Here is a 19,477-nt window from a genome sequence, read left to right on the forward strand (position 1 = left end):
TTCCTCTTATTTAATTCCATATTTTTTCTTTAGGTTGGAAAAATCTTTCTGAAAGTTTTCCCTAGCCTTAATAGTTAGGTTACTTAAGTCAATGGAGACCGTCATTTTCTTTTGTTTTTGGGGTGAAATCATTTCACCCCCGCGATTCTCTTTCTTTTTTAAAATGCTTTCTAGATTTTTAACTGATGCAGGTTGACCTGAGATGATAAGTTCCATTACCGATTTTTGATCCAAACGAGCAATTGAACTCAATTGTTTGATGTACCTTTCACTATATCCCAAAAGTACGGATACCTCTTCGGCTGTCTTTTTTTTGTCTTTCCGAAGATATTGGATTGCACGTCCGACTTCCCAGGGATTTAAATTTTTGCGTTTTTCATTTTCTGCGAGTGACATCTCATAACATATATCCTCATCAGCGTCAGTTATTATGGCGGGTATTTCTTGCCACTGTAATTTTAATGCAGCTCTATACCTTCGTTCTCCAGCGACTATAAAATATTTACTCTTGTCCTTACGAACCAAAATCGGCTCTATCAAACCTAGCCTGTCCATAGACTGGACCAGATCATCCACATCCTCTTTGCCAATAAGCCTAGGCTGGTTAGGGTTCGGTAGAATAATAGAAATATCAAGTGTAGAAGGGTTTTGCTTTTTGTCCGTGTAAGCAGATATTAAATCTAGGGCCCGAAATTCACTTTTTTTCGACATTCAATTTTTCCTTCAACTCGTTTGCTAAGTCTTTGAAATTTTTTAATGTGGCATTATCTATCTTTGCTAAATGTGTCATCTTTGCCTGAGCTTGAGGGATTGACTCCCTTCTAGCTATCACCGTTTCAAACACAGGAAAATATTTTTTAATTCCTTCAGCTAGTCCCGTTAAAGCTTTCTGAGATTCATATTGATTTAGTACCGCTCCGAGTAAGGTCAATCTCTGATTCGCCTTTTTCTGAATTTTAAGAATCGTTTCATATAAGTCTTTTATACCCTGCAAACTAAAAGCGCGCGTCTGAATCGGGACAAGAATATAATCTGCAGCAATTAAAGCATTCTCCAAAATTAGTCCAAGTGAAGGAGGGCAATCTATAATTATGTATTCATATTCCGATCGGATTGGCAATAATGATTCCTTAAGGAGTTCAAAATCATCCCTCTCATAAGGTGTTGTCAGATTAGCCAGCTCCAAACTTGAAGGCACTATATCAAGATTTGGAAGTACATTTTTGATAATGTCTTTTAAGGGCTTCGATTTTCTGCCTCGATATCCAAGACAATCCATTACAGACGGTATATCATTCTTAAGAAAGAGTTGCGTAGCATTTGCCTGGGGATCCCAATCTACAAGAAGGACCCTATGCTCAAGAGCTAGTGCTTCGGACAAATAAAGGCTAATTGTTGTCTTTCCTTCACCACCTTTTTGATTTGAAATTGCTATAACGTGAGAGTCGAAGTATTCGCTTGAATGGACCTCATAGTACTTGTTTAAAACACTACCCTTGAATTTCCCTACCTTAAAACCAGGTATTTTAAATTCTTTGGCATGATCCAAAAATGCCTTTAAATCCTGCCTCATTATCCTTGCGGCTTCTTCAGAAGAATAATCAAGATTGTCTTCAAACATAGTTCACCCTATATAAAGTCTTTAAGAAGTTCCCATCTGTCAATTTAATTATGTCACATCTGGGTGAAATCATTTCACCCCTAAGCCGAGGATATTGGATTTACACTTATGAGTGTTATAAAATGGTTCCTTTGGTGCACACAAAAAGGTTAATTATTTCAGCATTCTTTGTTTTATTTTCTGCCCAATCCTTAGTTGCCGAAATTACTTGGGGGTCAAGTATCGAGAGAGGGGGAGGGGAGTTCCTTTTTGAAACAGGCAACCGATTCCCCAATCTCTCTGGAATCAGAGGTGGCTCCAGAATTTCCTTTCCTAGAACATTTACGCAGTTTGGTTTATCAGGATTATATTTTAAGGATAAATGGGAAGCAAGAGTTGCCCTTAAATCAACTGGATGGACACAGAATTCTGGGGAGGCGCGAGATGAGGATTTCGTAATGGGCAATACATCTCAGGAAAATGCGACTAAAATTGCAACGCGAGAATTTAGCTATTACGACAGTGGAAGCGTCTATTCCGGTACCAGAAATTTTGCAGATGGGAAAGGAAAGTCCTCAATTAGGCAAGATCTTATCGAAGGCTTTGGTAGATTTTATTTTCAAACAGGTAGTCCGGATCACTGGTCAAACGGTAGCGGATTCTTTCTTACCTCTGGGTTAAGATACTCTTATTTTAAATACTTATTTTATGATGTTAATCAATTTGTCGATTCAAGGCCGGTCTTCTATGGACCAATTGGTCTGGGATTATCATATTCGAACAATCTTTATGAATTATTTTACGGTGTTGGTTATCGACATTCGATAGAAAAATACTATATTGATTTTGCGTTTATGCCATCGATTGGCAGAATTATTTCGCGAGATTATCATGTGCAACGATCAATTAATTTTCTTTCCGATAATACAGGCTTCGGTTGGCAATCTACTTTAGAAGGGGGCTATAAACTCTCCGATACTTGGTTAAGTTATTTAAAAATATCGCATCGGCGTTTCTTTTCCGAAGGAAAGTTTACTGCTAGAGGAGGGCTCACTCAAGAGGATATTATATCAAACTTTTCTGGTGGCTTTAAGTCTCATATTAATATCAAAGATTTCTCGATCGAACTTGGTTTCCTAAATAAAATTCAATGGGATACAGAAAACGCGACCGAAAACCCTATAAAATGAAATCAAAAATAGATTATCCAGGCTTAGGTTATCCTTGTGAACTGATCCAAAACAAAGGAAAGAATGTCTCCCTTTCTGTTTATCCGAATAATCGAATTGTAATTCGATATCCAAAGAGCGTAAGCTTCAAATTTATTTTAGAATTTCTCGAAGAAAGAAAGTCTTGGGTAAAAGAACGCTATAACAAAAATAAAACTCACAACCCAAAAAGGACCGAATTTAACGATGGTGAGATTCTCCCTATATTTGGTGTGCACCGTAAAATCTCCTATAGTGTATCAGAAAAGACAAAACTTACTGAGAACTTATTTATACTCAATATCAAAGGTCTTAGGTCTGAACAGGGTCGTACAAAACGTGCCTTAAAATTTCTCAAGGAAGAACTTGAAAATAGAAGCATCCCCGTGATCGAAAAAAAAATCGCAGAAATCGGAACAAAACGATATTCGTTTACAATCAAATCTATGAGGTCATTATGGGGGAGCTGTAGCCCAAGGAATAAGATTACGTTAAATCTTGCTCTGATTTTCTGTCCTGAATTTGTCCTTCGATATGTAATTCTTCACGAAGTTTCTCATACAAAAGAACACAATCATTCAAAAAAATTCTGGAGTCTTCTCGAATCTCTAGATCCAGACTACGAGATCGCAGAAAAATGGATAAAAACAAATGGTCAAAAAATTCTCTGCTACTTATTTTAAAAATGGAAACTAAAAATATATCTCAAATTCGTATACTTTTCGTTTGCCTTGGTAATATCTGCAGATCGCCGATAGCCGAAGCAACTTTCAAACACTTAGTCAAGACTCAGAACATGTTGCACTTATTTGAAATTGACTCGGCTGGCACTGCCGGCTATCACGTCGGAGAACTTGCAGATCCACGCACTAGGAAGGTCGCAGAATCCGTTGGGCTGGAACTTGATCATCTCTCGAGACAATTTAAAATGGAAGATTTTGAGAGATTTGATTATATTTTAGCCATGGATAAATCAAATGCGCAAGGCCTAAGCAATCTAGCAAGGAACCGTGAACAGATCGCTAAGATTAGCTTGTTTCGAGCCTATGAAAAGGAAGCAAGATCTTTAGAGGTTCCCGATCCTTACTATGGTGATACGGCTGCATTTATAAAAGTACAATCGATTGTAGAGCACGCATCAAAGTCCTTTTTAAACTTTTTAATAAAGAAACATGGACTAGCCTATAAGTAAGGCATTTGATCTTTTTGCTAATTTGTTCTTAATTGATATCTACTGTTTTTGGCTTCGGATTTGCATTTGCGATCAACTAATTCTGTATTGATGACATACACTCTACCTGAATCTGAACTATCTACATTTGGTGCAAATCTTTCGAGTATGGGAATCATATAGCGATAGGAACGCTCTTTTTGTTTTGAACATTCCTCTAGTAAATGCTGCTCATTAGAGAGCATGCATGCATTTAGAAACAAAAGCAAGATAACCGCTTTCATATTAATTTGATTTGATCATTTCCCTCAACTCAGCAAATAACGTTCGTTCGCCTTCGCCAAGCTCTTCAAGCTGTTTCTCTGCTTCATCTAAATCGGCTGTAGCTTTTTTTAATTGAGCAGATTTATATTCTGGTTTATGTGTAACTTTTAAGGCGATTTCACCCTTATAGCCTGTATCTCCAAGGGCCTCTCTTACTGTCGCGTTTGCCTTCAAGAGCAATACTTTAGATCTAGCGAGATCACCATCAGATTTTTTAAAAATTCTCAAAGCCTCTTCATAAAACGAAATTTTCTTTCTGTATATATCGGTTTTCAATGCTTTCGCTGTACAATCGGAAAAGGAGTTACACAACTTTGATAAGGTACCTTCCGACGAAAGGGAGTGGAAAGCTAAAATGATTAAGGTTAGATGAATCGAATACTTCATCTCATGATTATAATTGATAGTCCCGATACTTCAATCTTTTTTATTTGTTTTACTTTCACGCCTTTCATAAAGTAATAACTTTATGCAACAGATTAGTATCCAATCCAAGTTCCATACAATTGAAGGATTAGAGTGGGGGAATCCTCAGGGACCTGTTATCCTCGCGTTTCATGGCTGGCTGGACAATGCCAATTCTTTTGAACCGCTTGCACATTTTTTCCCGGATTACCGCTTTATCGCGCTAGATCTCCCAGGCCACGGGAAATCTAGCCATAAAGCTGAAGGGACCATATATCATTTTGCAGAATATACCGTCGAGATCATATCCATTGCGAAAGCTCTCGATTTAAAGAATTTCATATTACTTGGGCATTCAATGGGCGCCGCCATATCTACATTAGTTGCAGGAACAGGTTTGCTTGAAATAGATAAATTAATTTTAATAGAGGCCTTAGGCCCCATATCAAGTCCTCCAAGCAAAGCGCCTGAAATTCTAAAGGATGCAATAACTCAAATTTTACATCCGAGAGGTAAAAAGGAAACCTACTTCCCTGATTGGGAATCCGCCATTGCTGTCCGGATGAGAGCGGGAGACATGAGTAGACAGTCTGTTGAAAAAATTATGGAACGTGGTCTTGAGAAAGGGCCAAAAGGATTAAAACCCAGGCGTGACTTAAGATTGCATTACAATTCACTTTTCCGCCTAACGGAAGAGCAAGTAACCTCATTTTGTGAAAATATAAATTGCCCTACCCTACTCATCTTGGGTGACAAATCTATGTACCCCATTGCAAGTATTTACGAAAATAGAAAGAAAGCGGTAAAAAATCTAAAGGAAATTACGCTAAGTGGCGGCCACCATTTACATCTAGACTTTCCAGAATTGATCGCAGAAAATATCCTCAATTTTTTACAGAAATCATAGATCATTATTTATTGGGAATTTAAATGGACATTACAAAACTCACACCTTCCAAACATGGATCAGAAATTCATCACAATACTTGTTTTGGATGCGGAAAAGAAAACCCTCTCGGCCTTGGGGCAGATTTTACATTCGATGACGAGAGTGGCGAGGTACGATTTATTTATAATTTTCGAAAATTTTATAATGGTGCGCCCACCTTTGTGCATGGTGGGATTCTTTCCACGCTGCTCGATGAATCTATGGGTGATCTATGTTTTCACCTTGGATTTATCGTAATGACAGACACAATGAGTTTCAAATTTCATAAAGCGACTCCCGTTGAGAAAGATTTACTAGTCCGGGCATGGCCTGTCCGAAGAGCAAAGAGAAAGGTATTCCTAGAATGCGAGCTCTCCTCTACTGACGGATCCATTTTGTATGTGAAAGGGGAGGGGGTATTTCACATTTTGCCTCCTCGATTTTTCTCTGAGAAACTGACTGGAGAAAAAAACTCGGTTGCGTTTGATCTCCTGTCAGTGAATAAATTGAATCGTGCACATTTATTTGATAGGATAAGCTCATGAAATATTTAGTTCTCATTTTTTTAGCCGCTGGCTTAACGTTTTGTTCCTCAACCTCTAACAAAGACGGTGGTGAGGGCACTGAAGAATTTGAATTGATTTCCAAAAATGGAAAATGGATCCGAATCGAAAGATTTAAAAATTCTGGCGGGGTTAGAGCCAAAGGCGAAGTCAAAGCAGAATGTGGAGGTGTAAAATGTACGGAAGAACAAGTTTCGAAATTTGCCCCACCGAAGATTAAATCTCTAGTGAAACACGGAACCTGGGAAGAATTTCTTCAGTTTGAACAAGAAGGCTCCACTGCCGAGAATCCTAAATATCGATCTGTACTTGATTCCACTGGCGAATACCAGGATGGCAAAAAAGTGGGCACTTGGAAAAAACCGGATCCGGAAAACCCAGCCAAGACAATCGGTGAGGTGCCTTGGGTTGATGGAAAAAAAGAGGGCATTGCACGTAGTTATGACAAAGCAGGCGTTATCACAAGTGAAACGGAATACCATGATGATAAGAAAAATGGCGCCTATTGGAAAAAAAATAGCAAAGGCGAATGGCTTGAAAAAGGAAATCATAAGGACAATGAAGAGGACGGCCCTTGGACTTACCATTTTACTGGAAGCGACGGCAATGGCATAAAAACGTCTGTTAGTTTCCTAAACGGTAAGAAACATGGTTTGGAAACGAATTACTATAAAGACGGGAAAATTGAATCTCAAGGAAATTATGTGAATGGCTCAAGAAATGGCCAATGGAAGATGTACGGTAACAAGGAAAATATCTTAGCGGAAGGAAGCTATTCCTTAAAAGCTGGAGTCGCTGAAGATGCCGAAATCAAATACGAGCGTTCTGGTATCTGGAAAGAGTATTATCCAGACGGAAAATTATTTGGCACAGGCCCAAGAAAACATACACGAACAGGCGCCTGGAAGTTCTTTTATAATAATGGTCAAGTGGGATACGACGGAATTATGGCAAATGAAAGCATGTTCGAAACTGCTAAAATTTACGATAAGGAAGGCAAAATTCTTGGCGATGGGAAACTATTCTTTTCCTTGGTTAAAATTAACGAGGAAACGAACGATCTAAAATTAAATTATAAACCTTCGATTCCGTTCACATATTTTTATCCTTCTGGTAAAAAGCGAATCGTAATTAGATCTTCGGATGATGCCACAGAATATTCAGAAGAGGGGAAAGAATTTGGAAAGGGACCTGTTGACCAATCTGGCAAAAAAAATGGCTGCTGGTTGGTTAATGGTAAAAAAGAATACTATATGTTAGACTCTCCAAAACCAAAACTAACACCAACACAATGCCAATAAGTGAATCAACTTTAAAAGAAATCAATCAAACATTAACGAATTTAAAAGTTGAGCTATCCCAGGAAATTTCTGGGATGAGCTCCGTCATTGATCCCATCATCATTGCCCTGATTGCCAGAGGGCACGTTCTTTTAGAAGGGATGCCAGGTCTTGCCAAAACGCTGTTAGCAAAGAGTTTAGCAAATTGTATCGATGTAAAATTTAGTAGGGTTCAGTTTACTCCTGATCTACTGCCTGCGGACCTTACTGGCACAAACATTTTCAATCCTAAATCTGTATCCTTCGAGATCAAAAAAGGTCCCATCTTTACAAATATACTGCTTGCCGACGAGATCAATAGGGCACCTGCAAAAGTACAATCCGCTTTACTGCAATGTATGGAAGAGAAACAAGTCACGATTGCGGAAACAACTTTCGATTTGGAATTTCCATTTTTCGTAATCGCGACTCAAAACCCGATTGACCAGGACGGAACCTATCCACTTCCTGAAGCGCAATTAGATAGATTCCTATTTAAGGTATCCGTGGATTACCCGTCCGAAGATGAAGAATTAAAAATTTTAAATTTGCATGGTAACTTACAGCTCAAACCAAAAAAGAGCAGAAAGGTACTCGCACCAAAAGACTTAAACAAATTATCTGAGACAGCAGATGAAATTTTTATCGATGTGAAACTGGAACAGTACATCGTTAGATTGATTAGAAACACGAGACCAGATTCAATCAAAGATTCTGATCTAAAACAATATATCAAACATGGTGCAAGCCCGAGAGCAAGTCTTGCCCTACTTAAGATTGCAAAGATCAATGCATTAACAGAAGGAAGAGATTTTGTCATACCAGAAGATATCATCAAATATTTTTCTGCCACTGTCAATCATCGCATTCATCTATCCTTGGATGCCATCACGGAAGACGTATCAGTTGAGTCATTGATCAAAAGAGTATTAACTAGTACAGAAGTCCCGTAGTTTAACATATGCTAGAACCAGATCTTAAGCGGTTATTAAATATTCTAAAATGGGAAACCAAAAGGAAATTTAAGTCCCTCGGATCTGGAGGATTAACACCATCTAATCGGGGCAGGGGAATCGAATTTAAGGAAGTTAGACTTTATAATTATGGAGATGATACCAGATACATTGACTGGAACGTAACGTCCAGGACTGGCGAAGTTTACGTAAAAGAATATTATTCCGAGCAGGATGTACCTGTCATCATCGCCATCGATTGTTCTCGTTCGATGTCCGAGTCAAAACAAAAATCAGCGTTTCAACTTGCCTTCTTCCTAACACTCTTTCATATAAAGCTTGGAAATAAGGTGAGGATGAGTTTATTTTCAGAGATCGCCTACCATTCGGGAAGAATTCTTTCTCGCGAAAACGATGCTTATTTTGAATTTAAACATCTTTCCGATAAGTTTAGATCAATTCAAAAAGGTATTACAAATTACAAGAAAACGTTAGAATATTTAAGTAAAATCTCTCCCAAATTTACAATCTGCTACTGGTTATCCGATTTCTGTTACTTTGATGGCTTTAAAGAATTACAGACTCAATTAAATAAATGGGAAAATTACGGTATATGGATAGAAGAGGAAATTGCCGAGAGGGAGTTGCCTTTTTGGTTTCGAATCTTCGAACTGGCAGATTCAGAATCAAACTCGGCTCTCACAAGAAAAGACAGATTGCATGTAGATTTAAACAATTTTAATTCTACATTCAGATTCAATAAAATAACCATTCGTCCAGAGAAGCGCTTAAGCTCACAATTATTAGCACTCTTTCAACGGGAACGCCGCTAGTGAATTTATTATATTTATTTTTTTGTGTTCTGATCAGCCTACCTCTTGCAAGTGCACCAAGAGAGCACCTATCATCAAAAAATATTTATGTCGGTGATGCGTTTGATTATCAAATCGAATTTGAGAATACGCTCCCAAAATCATTAAGTTATCCAACTGATGAATTCTTTGAAGAGGGTGAAGATTTACCACTATTCAAGGTCTTAAAGATTGAAAAAACAGAAAAGAATCTTAGATTAAAATTAAGATTCTATGCGGCTGGAGAATTTATATTGCCCATTTCATGGGAAGAAAATGCAAAACTTAAAGATTCAGAGTTTAAAATCCTTATCCATACGAGACTTTCAGGTACGGAAACCGATCTCGAAGAAAATGAACCTCCTCTTTCTTTCAGTGGTCAATACATCCACCGCCTTATAATTGCCATTTTATTGTTTCTTTTACTTCTCTATTTCGTATACGCTATGTTTGTTTATTGGAAACAGCAAAACAGAATTGTGAACGCAGATTGGGAAAACATCCCAGAGCTAGAAATGCGAGTGAAAAAACTTTACCTGCTAGAAGAATTTCTAAAAAAGGATAGTATGCCTTATAAAGATTTTTGTTATTTTTTCACGAGTTATTGCAAGGAAGAATACTCTTATCGACTCAAAACTAATTTATTACACAAAACAGACTCGGAATTCTTGGCATACTTATACGATCATAGCGGGCTTGAAGAATCAGTTTTGCGAGAAATAAGAAATATCTTTAGGACGGTTAAATACTCTGACTTTGAGAAACAACTAACGCAAAACGAAGCCCAAGTGCTATGGCTAGATTGGAAACAAAAACTTAAATTATAATATGGATTCATATCAGAGACCTTTTATTTTATTTTTGTATTTGCCGCTGCTTGCTATGTATGCATATGCAATTTGGACAAATAATATTGACATCCGCCTGACAGGCAATTGGGATCGATTTGAAAAGAAAAAACCGATTCATTTTTACTCGATATCAAAAAGGTTTTTTCAATTTTTATCAGGTTCTTTGGTATATATCGGATTAGCATTTCTAATATATGCGGCAGCGGGACCGGGTCAAAAATTCAATTTTATCCCCGACGAAACAAAGGGTGTTGATATCGTAGTTGCCTTGGACATTTCAGGCTCGATGGTAAATAGCTATGATTTTCTGCCAAATAACCGTTTAACGGTATCGAAGGCATTGTTAAAAGAATTCATTGCAAAAAGAAATGAAGATCGGCTAGGCCTTGTTCTATTTGCTGGTGCTGCCTATCTTCAATCCCCGCTCACCAGCGACAGAAATGCTTTGATAGAACTTATTGATGAAGCAAGTGATACGAGCATCGAGGAACAAGGAACAGCCATAGGCGATGCATTGATGCTATCCACTTACAGATTAAAAAATTCAAAGGCAAAATCCAAGGTGATCATTCTATTGACAGATGGAGTTTCAAACACCGGAAGGATTGATCCACTCTCCGCATCCTTTGCTACGAAAACTTATAAAATCAAAGTATACTCCATCGGAATAGGGAAAGAACAGGGACAATATGAAATCAATTATGATTCGTTAAAATCAATCTCCGAGGAGACAGGAGGTAAGTTTTATCGTGCAGAATCTCCTGATGACCTAAAGGAAGTTTTGCTAGAAATAGATAGCTTGGAAAAAGACCCAGTGCCACGAAAACCTATCCAACTTTCTCAAACCTTTTTTCCGAACTACTTAGTCTGGTTTTTTTTCTTTATGCTACTTGATAGTATTCTTAAAATCTACCCACTTCGTGAGATGCTCTAATGGAACCAATAGATTCATATTATTATATTCTCTTTTATTTTTCGGTGTTTTTTGCGCTTCTCGCAATCGCATATAAATTCATATTTCTTTTCAATGCACGTAAACTGACAAACCGCGAAAAAGGGCTTAAAAACAGATTTCCGATTCCAAATTTAATTATCTATACGATTGCTTCCGTCCTTTTAATCTCCTCTTTGGTTTTTGGCTACCTTGCCTTATTCCAGACGAAAGCAAATGAGGCAGAGTTATCAGAATCTCAAAATTCCGTGGATATTCTCTTTTTAGTAGATGTAAGCCTTTCCATGAATGCCACTGATGTTGCATCCTCCCGACTCAAGAGAGTCCAAGATATACTCATTCGCATTGCACCTGAATTGTCTGGAAATCGAGTCGGTTTACTTGTTTTCGCAGGAGGTGCCTTTTCCTTTTGTCCTATGACAAGTGACATATCAGCCTTCTCAGATTATGTAAATGCTCTGGGAGTTGATATGGTGGGTAGAAAAGGTACTGATCTTTCTAAATCGATAGGCAAGGCCAATGAGATTCTATCATCTGGAAAAGTATTAAAAAATCGTATCGCAGTGATCATTTCTGATGGGGAAGATCATGAAACACTTGTTTATCCCAAAATAGAGGCAGCCGTTCAAGTTTGGGGGATTGGAACACAGGAAGGTGGTACAATCTATTTTGGTGACGAAAATTCAAAAAGCTCTGGCTTCGTGACAAAGAGTGGTGGATTAACAACAGATGAAAAATCAGAAGATGTTATCATATCTACAATAGATGAAACTCGTTTGAAGACATTGGCAGAGGATAATTCCGGTGAATATTATAATATAAGTTACGAATCATTAGGTGCCTATCGATTGCTCGACAAAATAGCAGACATGAAAAAGAATCAAATCGTTCTCCTCCAAAAAATACGAAAGGAAGAAGGAGCGAGTGTTTTTTTAATCCTTTCTGTTCTCTTTCTTTTTTCTGAGCGATTTCTGCGCTTTTTCTATTTTGCCAAAAGAATACTCCTTTTGGTTTTCCTTTTATCTTTCGGTTATAGTAGTGATCTTTCTGCATGGGAACTTGACCCAGGCGGGAATCGAGTGGAGGAGGGTGTCAAATTATTTGAAGAAAAAAAATTCCAAGAATCGGATGCAAAGTTTAAAGAAGCGGAACCATATTTTTCCGATGATTCTAGATTAAAATTCAATCAGGCTGACAGTGATTTTCAACTTGGAAAATATAAGGATGCCATTGAAAAAAATAATGCCGTCATTGAAGATCCCAAAATTGGGAAGGAAACAAAAGCCAAGGCACTCTACAACAACGGAAATGCATATTTTAAACTCAAAGATTTAAAGTCTGCTCAAAAGTTCTATGAGGAAACTCTTTCCGTAAACCCCGATCATGAGGGCGCAAAAAAGAATTTAGAACTTTTGCATAAGAAACAAAACTCACCGAATCAAAAATCCTCAGAGAATCAATCCGACCAAACGAAAAAAAGAAACCTTTCTCCAAGCGAAAAGAAAGAAAACCCTCAACAATCTAAAAATAAGGAAACCGAGAAAGAGAATGCCGATCGTATGATGGAAAATTTTTCTCCCGATTCTATACTTAGAAAAAAATCAAACGAGGGCGGGAACCGAGACAATGACAAATTCTGGTAAGGCACTCTCATTCTATTTTTTATCTTTGTTCTTATTTACAAACTCGCTTTTGCCACATAACGTTGAGTTCATACTTAACGGAAACTCCTTACCAACTGGCGAAATTCTTATCTTAGATGTAATCTTAAGCGGAGAAGGAAATATAAAACCGATAGAACAAAGTTATGATAACAAAGATGTCCAAGTATATTATATTGGTGACTCCTTCGAAACTCAGATTATAAATTTTAAAGTCACCAAACGACATATCCTTAAATACCAAATCTCAAGCAACAAAATGGGACGACATAAAATACCAACGATTAGGGTTTCTGTGGACAATCAAATCATAGAGTCCTCAGAAATATTCATTGAGGTGACCCAGAAAACCAAATCGCAAAAGCTACAGCCTCCACCAAATATTTTTGATCAGTTCTTCGGAGATCCGAGTCAGTCCAATGAAGCATACTCCCAACCTGAGGTCGTCTTCCACACAAGCAAAAAGGTATGCTACTTGGGAGAACCTATTGTTGGTTATTATGTACTATATTATAATGGTTTAAAACAACCTTTTCTTGAAAGAGATCCGAACCAATCGATATCCTTTCCATTCTTTTTATCTGAAACTTTAAGTCAAGTTACAGTACAAATAGAGCCTATCGTCAATCATAACGGGTTAAGTAGGAACACACTTGTATATCTAAAGGAAATCTATGGCCTCACTCCGATGAAGGTGGGAAATTACTCTGTTGGAGCAACAAATTTCATCGTTGGTGATAGTATGAGATTTGGAGGTACGAATGAGGTGATACCTGTCACGAAAGGATCAGTATCTGTTTTACCGCTTCCGAGCGGAGCACCCGCAAATTTTAACGGTGCAATCGGCGAATATGACATTTCCCTTCATGCCAAAACAGCAGAAATTTATCTTGGAGAGACGCACTATTTTTCCATCCGAGTGTTTGGATCTGGAGCAGGCATGGGTATCGAAGATCCCTTGGATTTAAAAAATGCAAAGGTAAAAGGAGAATTTTATCTATTAAGAAAAGAGAAGTCAAAAGTGTTTCGCAAACTCCCAGAAGGCGAATATGGATTTTACTCCGTTGTTGAATTTTTTTATAGCTTCCAATCTAAACTAGAGGGGAAACGAGAATTTCCTATGGGATCAATTGCCTATTTTTCACCAAAAAAGAATTCTTATCTCAAAAAAAACGCGTCCCCATTTGAAATTTTCATTCGACCGAAAAGGGAGTATACCTCGTCAAATAAAATAGAAAAAACAAAAGAATGGAATGGAGTTTGGAAAATCGTACTATGGATTGCCACAGGTACGATTATATTTATAGCACTAATTTTTGGTGTTAAACTTTACGTTTATCAAAATCTTATCAAGGAAAGCATGGAACGATTGAGTGAAAAGGTCGGATCCAAAAAAGGAGATATCTTAAAAGATTATCTCTTGAGACATGGGATACATGAGGCAGATGCTTCAACTGTCGCAGAATTGTCCATGGCGTTTCAAAATGAAAGTTGGGTTAAAATATTCAATTATTGTAGCAAAAAAGACAGGCAAACGCTTGTCAGTATATCTAAAAATTTACTTAACTAAAGGAGAAAATTATGACAACACAAGAAAAAGGTAAGATCAGCGTAGAAACGGAAAATATATTCCCCATCATCAAAAAATGGCTGTATTCAGAAAAAGATATTTTCATCCGAGAACTCGTTTCAAATGCCTGTGATGCGGTAAGCAAATTAAAAAAAGTTTCGCTTTCGGAAGAGTTTGAAGGCGGCACGGACTACCGAATTGATTTAAGCTTTGATAAAGATAAAAGAATTTTAGTCTTCGAGGACAATGGGATTGGAATGACTTCGGAAGAAGTTAAAAAATATATCAATCAAATTGCATTCTCGGGTGCTACAGATTTTGCAAAACATTACCAAAACAATGAAAACAAAGCCGAGATCATTGGCCATTTCGGGCTTGGTTTCTATTCATGTTTTATGGTTTCTCAAAGAGTAACTATTGAAACAAAGTCTTATAAAAAAGGAGAGAAAGCAGTATTATGGGAAAGTGAATCCGGAACTGATTTTTCAATTTCAAGTATCGAAAAAGATACGCGAGGAACTAAAATTTCACTCTATCTTGATTCAGAGTCCGGCGAATACCTCGACAAATGGAAGTTAAAGGATCTCATAAAGAAGTATTGTGACTTTTTACCCGTTCCTATTTTTGTGGATACCGAAAAAGCAAACCGCGAGAAACCCCTTTGGTCTGAGGAGCCTTCAAAGATCAAACCGGAAGAGTATAAGGATTTTTATTCTTATCTTTTCCCGTTTTCTGGAGAATCCTTATTTCACATCCACCTAAATGTTGATTTCCCATTCCGACTCCAAGGCATACTTTATTTTCCAAAACTTACTCATGAACTTGAAGCATCAAAGAATGGAATCAAACTTTTCTGTAATCATGTCTTCGTAAGTGACAATGCAAATGAACTGATACCGCAGTTTCTAACGATACTCAAAGGAACCATCGACATTCCAGACCTTCCTCTGAATGTTTCAAGGTCTTATCTACAAAATGATCCTCTGGTGAAAAAAATATCCGGACATATCATCAAAAAGGTAGGGGACAGGTTGATTGAGGATTTCAAAAAGAATAGAGAAGAATTTCAAAAGAATTGGAGTGATATTTCAATCTTTGTCAAATATGGGATGCTGACTGATGAGAAATTCTTTGATGCAGTAAAGGATGCATTGATTTTCAAAAATTCAGAAGCTGGTTTTTATACTTTAAATGAATATGTTGAAAAAAATAAAGAGAAAAACAATAGTAAAGTATATTATGCCAATGAGACAGAGATGAGTTCCGTTTACATGAACTTACTCAAATCCCAAGGCCTAGAAGCGATACTTGTTGATTCGAAAATCGATTCCCATTTGATACAGCATCTGGAAATGAAAAATCCTGATCTGAAATTTCAACGTGTGGATGCCGAGCTTGCGGATCAAATCGTGGATAAAGAAGCAAGCCCAGGAGTAGTAGATGCGAACAACCAAACCGAAACGGATAGGCTTTTAGCATTTTTTAAAACCACTGTTCACAGAGAAGGAATTGAAATTAAGGCGGAGGCTTTAAAATCTCCAGATGTACCTGCTGTCATATTGATGCCCGAATTTATGAGAAGGATGAGCGAGATGAACTCGATGATGAACAAGGATGATTCAATGAATCTCTTAAAAAATCACACTCTCCTCATTAACAGCAATTCGCAATTAGTAAAGTCCGCCTTACGCGAGTTTGAAGGTGTCAATTCCGAGAAAGGAAAGAAACTAGCCCAATTGATATATGACCTGGCATTAATCCAAGCAAAAGCCATGAACGAGCATGACATTGCAGAGTATACCAAAAGGACTACTTCCTTTCTAGAGGAAATTCTTTCTAAAAACTAGTTTCCAACTTTCTATTAAGATTTGGCAACGATTGAGTAATTTGCAATCGTTGCCAAAGAGAAAGTTGTGATCAATATTTGCATTACCAGCCGTCTATCCTGTCTACCCATCGTCATCGCCCACAAGAAGGGTTACTTTGAGGAATTCGACACTGATGTTACCCTCCATGTCATCACTCATCATAAAGCCATTTTAGCACTTCTAGAGGCGGGTCGCATTGAAGCGGGAGAAATCCCTAGCATTGCTTATCTTCAGGAATCCTTTCTTAAAAAATCGAAACTAAAGCGAGTCTACAAAGGTTTGATGCTCTATCGATCACCTATGTCATTTTATTCCAGGTTTCGCTTTCGCCAGGAAGATATCTCACGTAACAAAGGTTATTTTATACCCGTTCCCCATTATAACTCGGTTGAACGGTTACTTGCAGAAAAATTTCTTGAAGAGTATGCTCCAAAAACACCTATTAAAGTTCGATTTATGGATACCCCGAGTTTTTTGGAAGAGAAGGAGTTTCTAAAACCTTCTTGCTTAGGAATAGCTTCAGATCAACTTCTCAGTCCATTTCTGAAAAATTATCACGATTTTAAAGACGATGTCAATTTACCTTTGATAAACACAGAAGAGTTTTTACCATCCACCTTGCTTGCGTTTAGTGGAGAATGCATCCAAAAAATGGGGAGAGATGCTTCGGGTGTTTTGCTTGCAGTAAAGAAAGCTATCGACTTTATTAATGAAAGCTCACTCAATGCAAATTCGAAAGGTTGGGACGATCTGAATCTTAGCCAATATTTCCCTCATTTAAGAACCGCTGACTTAAAGAATCTAATTTTTTCAAATCCTCTCATTAAACGAGGAGTCTATTCTTATGACGGAAATTCCGATAATCTTGCGCCACTTTTAAAAGATTCTTATTTCCGCGTAATTCGAAGAGTGTTAGATGCAGATGCTATAAGACCATTGCTTGATTTTTCAGAAATTCTCGAGTCACTTGAGCCTAAAAAACTTTTCGATGTCAGAAAGCTCTCAAGCTTTCAAGAAGGGGGTGCCAAACAACAACATACACCATCTCTTATCAATTATCGAAAACTAAATGCAGTACGTCATTTGATCGTTGATTTAAATTCAGTAGCTCTCGATATCCTTCAAGGCAAATTTCAATCTCGACTAAATACAGACGAGACTCTTCTTCTAGACAATCGAGTTAAGGTTTTAGTAAACGCAATGATAGACTCATTTAATGCCACGCTTGAATTGCAAAGAGAGGAAATTGCTGAATTAGAGAATTTAATTTCCATCCTTGAGATCAAACTAGATAGATCGGCAGTCGATTTACAATATTCCGAAGAGAAATATAGATACTTATTTGAATTTTCTCGTGAGGCGATTGCTCTCGTAGATGCAGATACCGGCAATATTTTAGAAGGCAACCACCAATTTAGGAACTTAACAGGTTATACTCGCGGTGATCTCACCAAACTTACCATAGAAGACATCATCATCAGCGAACAAATTGCACCGCAATTAAAATTTGGCACCGATCTATCTCAAGATACTATGCTCTCCCTTCCAGATATTGATATTCTTTTAAAAGATGGATCTACCATTGGCGTAGATTTAAGTTTTGCTTCGATCCTACTTTCTCCGAAAAAAAGATATCAAGTCCAATTTCGACCAAATCTGGATCGTAAAGAGCAAGAACGACTGCAACATGAATTTATTTCAAACGTAAGTCATGAGCTGAGAAGTCCGATGACCAACATTCGTGGTTATCTTGAATTTTTTAAAACGGATACAGCACTGCCGTACACGACAGAACATAAAAATATGCTCGAGGTAATCGATAAAAATGCAAAGCGCTTGAGTTTTTTAATTGAGAACATGTTAAAACTCACCACTTCAAGAGAAAAAGACGAGAAAGACGATGTCGTCGAAATTTTTGATCCTGTTCCCGTCATTGAGGATGTCATACATATGAATTCACATTTGGCAAAGGGGAAAAGCATTGAATGGGAGTTATCTCTCAAGAAGGGTTTGTTCATAAGAGGCATTCGTTTTGAATTTTCTCAAATTGTAACGAATTTATATGTCAATGCTTTAAAGTATACGCTGAAAGGAAAGGTTTCGATAATCTTAAGCGAAAATGCCAATCACATTGATTTAACAGTTAAAGACACTGGTATTGGGATTGATCCGAATTTTAAAAATCAAATCTTCGACCGTTTCTTTCGAATACCATCAGCAGATAACAAAAGGATAGGTGGCACAGGCCTCGGTCTTTCCATTGTTAAATCCCTTGTGGAAAAAATGGGAGGAGAAATTTTCGTCGAAAGTAAATTAGGGGAGGGGAGTACATTTCGAGTTGTCATACCAAAAGTCGTTACTTCTTCTTAGAAACCTTCTTTGATTTTTTCTTTGGTATCGATTTCTTAGGTTTTGTCTTCTTTACAGCTTTAGAAACTTTTTCTATTTTCTCTTTGATCAAATGTAAATCTGGCAATTTTTTTGGATCCAGATGCATTGTTGATATTAATTGTGAGAGCTCTAACATTTCACGCGTGCCAAGTAAATTCAAAAGTTCTAATGCCATTGTGATGCCGAGTTTCGCAAAGATTGAGAGTGTATTTTCAACACCGAAAAATTTTACAATGATAGGCAGTTCTTCAATGCCTCTCGTCTTAATCCATTTTTTACAATCATTAACTGACATCACGCTAACCAATGCAAGTAGTGAAGGGACATCTGTTTCCTTTACTAACCAGAGAAAATCTTCCATTGGAATTTCTTTCAGCAATGAAATTGATTTAGCGATACCAAGTGTTTTTAAAATTTCAATACTTGTTTCTCTTCCCAGGGTTTGCGCGAGCAAACTAACATCTGCAGGCGGAATGCTACGCGAAATGAGCGCTAAATCACTCATCGGCAAGGAATGTATAAAGTAGACTAAATCCTCATCGGAGTTTTCCCTGATCATCTCCACCAGTACACGCTCTGGAATCTGATTTACGAGCTCAACGACCGTATTTTCACTCAACTTTTGCGTCAGGACTATGAGTCGTTCCTTGGGAACCTTGCCCGTAAGAGATAATAGTTTTTCATAGCCTAGGTTTTTCAAAATCTGAAACGATTTTTTCGGACCAAGCTTTTCTAAATACTGGTAAACGCTTTGAATAGTTACTAGAACTTCTTTCATTTTGGGAAACTGAACACAAGTTTAAGGAAAGGGATGGAACATCCAGAGAAATTCCTTGCATCCTCCTGAATTTTTTTAAAATTG

General features: G+C 37.5%; 19 protein-coding genes. 14 read left to right on the plus strand and 5 right to left on the minus strand.

All coding sequences use genetic code 11. The features are described from left to right. Positions 1-6: 6 nt before the first annotated feature. A complete protein-coding gene (locus EHQ58_RS04190; protein WP_135622327.1) occupies positions 7-711 on the minus strand; it encodes a ParB/RepB/Spo0J family partition protein in 705 nt (234 codons plus the stop codon). Next, positions 695-1,573, minus strand: a complete 879-nt coding sequence (locus EHQ58_RS04195) for a ParA family protein (protein WP_246047166.1) — start codon at positions 1,571-1,573, stop codon at positions 695-697. The genes EHQ58_RS04190 and EHQ58_RS04195 overlap by 17 nt, the downstream gene beginning before the upstream one ends. Before the next feature lie 98 nt (positions 1,574-1,671). Here EHQ58_RS04195 and EHQ58_RS04200 point away from each other — a divergent pair, with 98 nt between their 5' ends. Genes EHQ58_RS04200 through EHQ58_RS04210 form a run of 3 tightly spaced genes read left to right on the plus strand, consistent with a single transcriptional unit; the run spans position 1,672 to position 4,000 of the window. Next, a complete protein-coding gene (locus tag EHQ58_RS04200; RefSeq protein ID WP_246047127.1) occupies positions 1,672-2,790 on the plus strand; it encodes a putative porin in 1,119 nt (372 codons plus the stop codon). Then, on the plus strand, positions 2,787-3,491 hold the full coding sequence (locus tag EHQ58_RS04205; RefSeq protein ID WP_167883528.1) for a M48 family metallopeptidase: 705 nt from the start codon (positions 2,787-2,789) through the stop codon (positions 3,489-3,491). Before EHQ58_RS04200 ends, EHQ58_RS04205 begins: the two co-directional genes overlap by 4 nt. 2 nt (positions 3,492-3,493) lie before the next feature. Then, complete coding sequence (locus EHQ58_RS04210; RefSeq protein ID WP_135622335.1) at positions 3,494-4,000, plus strand: low molecular weight protein-tyrosine-phosphatase; 507 nt, start codon at positions 3,494-3,496, stop codon at positions 3,998-4,000. Positions 4,001-4,017: 17 nt separating this feature from the next. On the opposite strand, the gene EHQ58_RS04215 is transcribed toward EHQ58_RS04210, so the two are convergent. Then, the gene (locus EHQ58_RS04215) at positions 4,018-4,263 is read right to left on the minus strand and encodes a hypothetical protein (protein WP_135622337.1); all 246 of its coding nucleotides are present in this window, start codon (positions 4,261-4,263) and stop codon (positions 4,018-4,020) included. A 1-nt stretch (position 4,264) separates the two neighbouring features. After that, a complete protein-coding gene (locus EHQ58_RS04220) occupies positions 4,265-4,690 on the minus strand; it encodes a hypothetical protein (RefSeq protein WP_135622340.1) in 426 nt (141 codons plus the stop codon). Between the two features lie 82 nt (positions 4,691-4,772). On the opposite strand from EHQ58_RS04220, the gene EHQ58_RS04225 reads away from it, so the two are divergent. The 11 genes from EHQ58_RS04225 (at position 4,773) to EHQ58_RS04275 (ending at position 18,594) form a co-directional block, all read left to right on the plus strand. Beyond that, entirely contained in the window at positions 4,773-5,615 is an 843-nt protein-coding gene (locus EHQ58_RS04225) for an alpha/beta fold hydrolase (protein WP_135622342.1), read from the plus strand. 23 nt (positions 5,616-5,638) lie between these two features. Continuing rightward, a complete protein-coding gene (locus EHQ58_RS04230; RefSeq protein WP_135622344.1) occupies positions 5,639-6,181 on the plus strand; it encodes a PaaI family thioesterase in 543 nt (180 codons plus the stop codon). Further along, positions 6,178-7,500 (plus strand): LIC20035 family adhesin, encoded by a 1,323-nt coding sequence (locus EHQ58_RS04235; protein WP_135622346.1) that lies wholly within the window; start codon positions 6,178-6,180, stop codon positions 7,498-7,500. The genes EHQ58_RS04230 and EHQ58_RS04235 overlap by 4 nt, the downstream gene beginning before the upstream one ends. After that, positions 7,491-8,471: an AAA family ATPase gene (locus tag EHQ58_RS04240; RefSeq protein ID WP_135622348.1), complete on the plus strand. Its 981-nt coding sequence runs from the start codon at positions 7,491-7,493 to the stop codon at positions 8,469-8,471. Before EHQ58_RS04235 ends, EHQ58_RS04240 begins: the two co-directional genes overlap by 10 nt. A gap of 8 nt (positions 8,472-8,479) precedes the next feature. Beyond that, positions 8,480-9,304, plus strand: a complete 825-nt coding sequence (locus EHQ58_RS04245; RefSeq protein WP_135622351.1) for a DUF58 domain-containing protein — start codon at positions 8,480-8,482, stop codon at positions 9,302-9,304. Then, complete coding sequence (locus EHQ58_RS04250) at positions 9,304-10,149, plus strand: LB_053 family protein (protein WP_135622353.1); 846 nt, start codon at positions 9,304-9,306, stop codon at positions 10,147-10,149. The genes EHQ58_RS04245 and EHQ58_RS04250 overlap by 1 nt, the downstream gene beginning before the upstream one ends. Before the next feature lies 1 nt (position 10,150). After that, a complete protein-coding gene (gene batA, locus EHQ58_RS04255; RefSeq protein WP_135622356.1) occupies positions 10,151-11,107 on the plus strand; it encodes a VWA domain-containing protein BatA in 957 nt (318 codons plus the stop codon). Beyond that, on the plus strand, positions 11,107-12,768 hold the full coding sequence (gene batB / locus EHQ58_RS04260) for a VWA domain-containing protein BatB (RefSeq protein ID WP_135622359.1): 1,662 nt from the start codon (positions 11,107-11,109) through the stop codon (positions 12,766-12,768). Before batA ends, batB begins: the two co-directional genes overlap by 1 nt. Next, a complete protein-coding gene (locus EHQ58_RS04265) occupies positions 12,752-14,356 on the plus strand; it encodes a BatD family protein (protein WP_135622362.1) in 1,605 nt (534 codons plus the stop codon). The genes batB and EHQ58_RS04265 overlap by 17 nt, the downstream gene beginning before the upstream one ends. Positions 14,357-14,367: 11 nt before the next feature. Beyond that, positions 14,368-16,203: a molecular chaperone HtpG gene (gene htpG, locus EHQ58_RS04270; RefSeq protein ID WP_135622365.1), complete on the plus strand. Its 1,836-nt coding sequence runs from the start codon at positions 14,368-14,370 to the stop codon at positions 16,201-16,203. 66 nt (positions 16,204-16,269) lie between these two features. Beyond that, on the plus strand, positions 16,270-18,594 hold the full coding sequence (locus tag EHQ58_RS04275) for an ATP-binding protein (protein WP_135622368.1): 2,325 nt from the start codon (positions 16,270-16,272) through the stop codon (positions 18,592-18,594). Here EHQ58_RS04275 and EHQ58_RS04280 read toward each other — a convergent pair. Then, positions 18,581-19,393: a hypothetical protein gene (locus EHQ58_RS04280; protein WP_135622371.1), complete on the minus strand. Its 813-nt coding sequence runs from the start codon at positions 19,391-19,393 to the stop codon at positions 18,581-18,583. The two genes, EHQ58_RS04275 and EHQ58_RS04280, sit on opposite strands and share 14 nt — an antisense overlap. Positions 19,394-19,477: the final 84 nt, after the last annotated feature.

The sequence above is a fragment of the Leptospira ognonensis genome, from assembly GCF_004770745.1.
Taxonomy (GTDB): Bacteria; Spirochaetota; Leptospiria; order Leptospirales; family Leptospiraceae; genus Leptospira_A; species Leptospira_A ognonensis.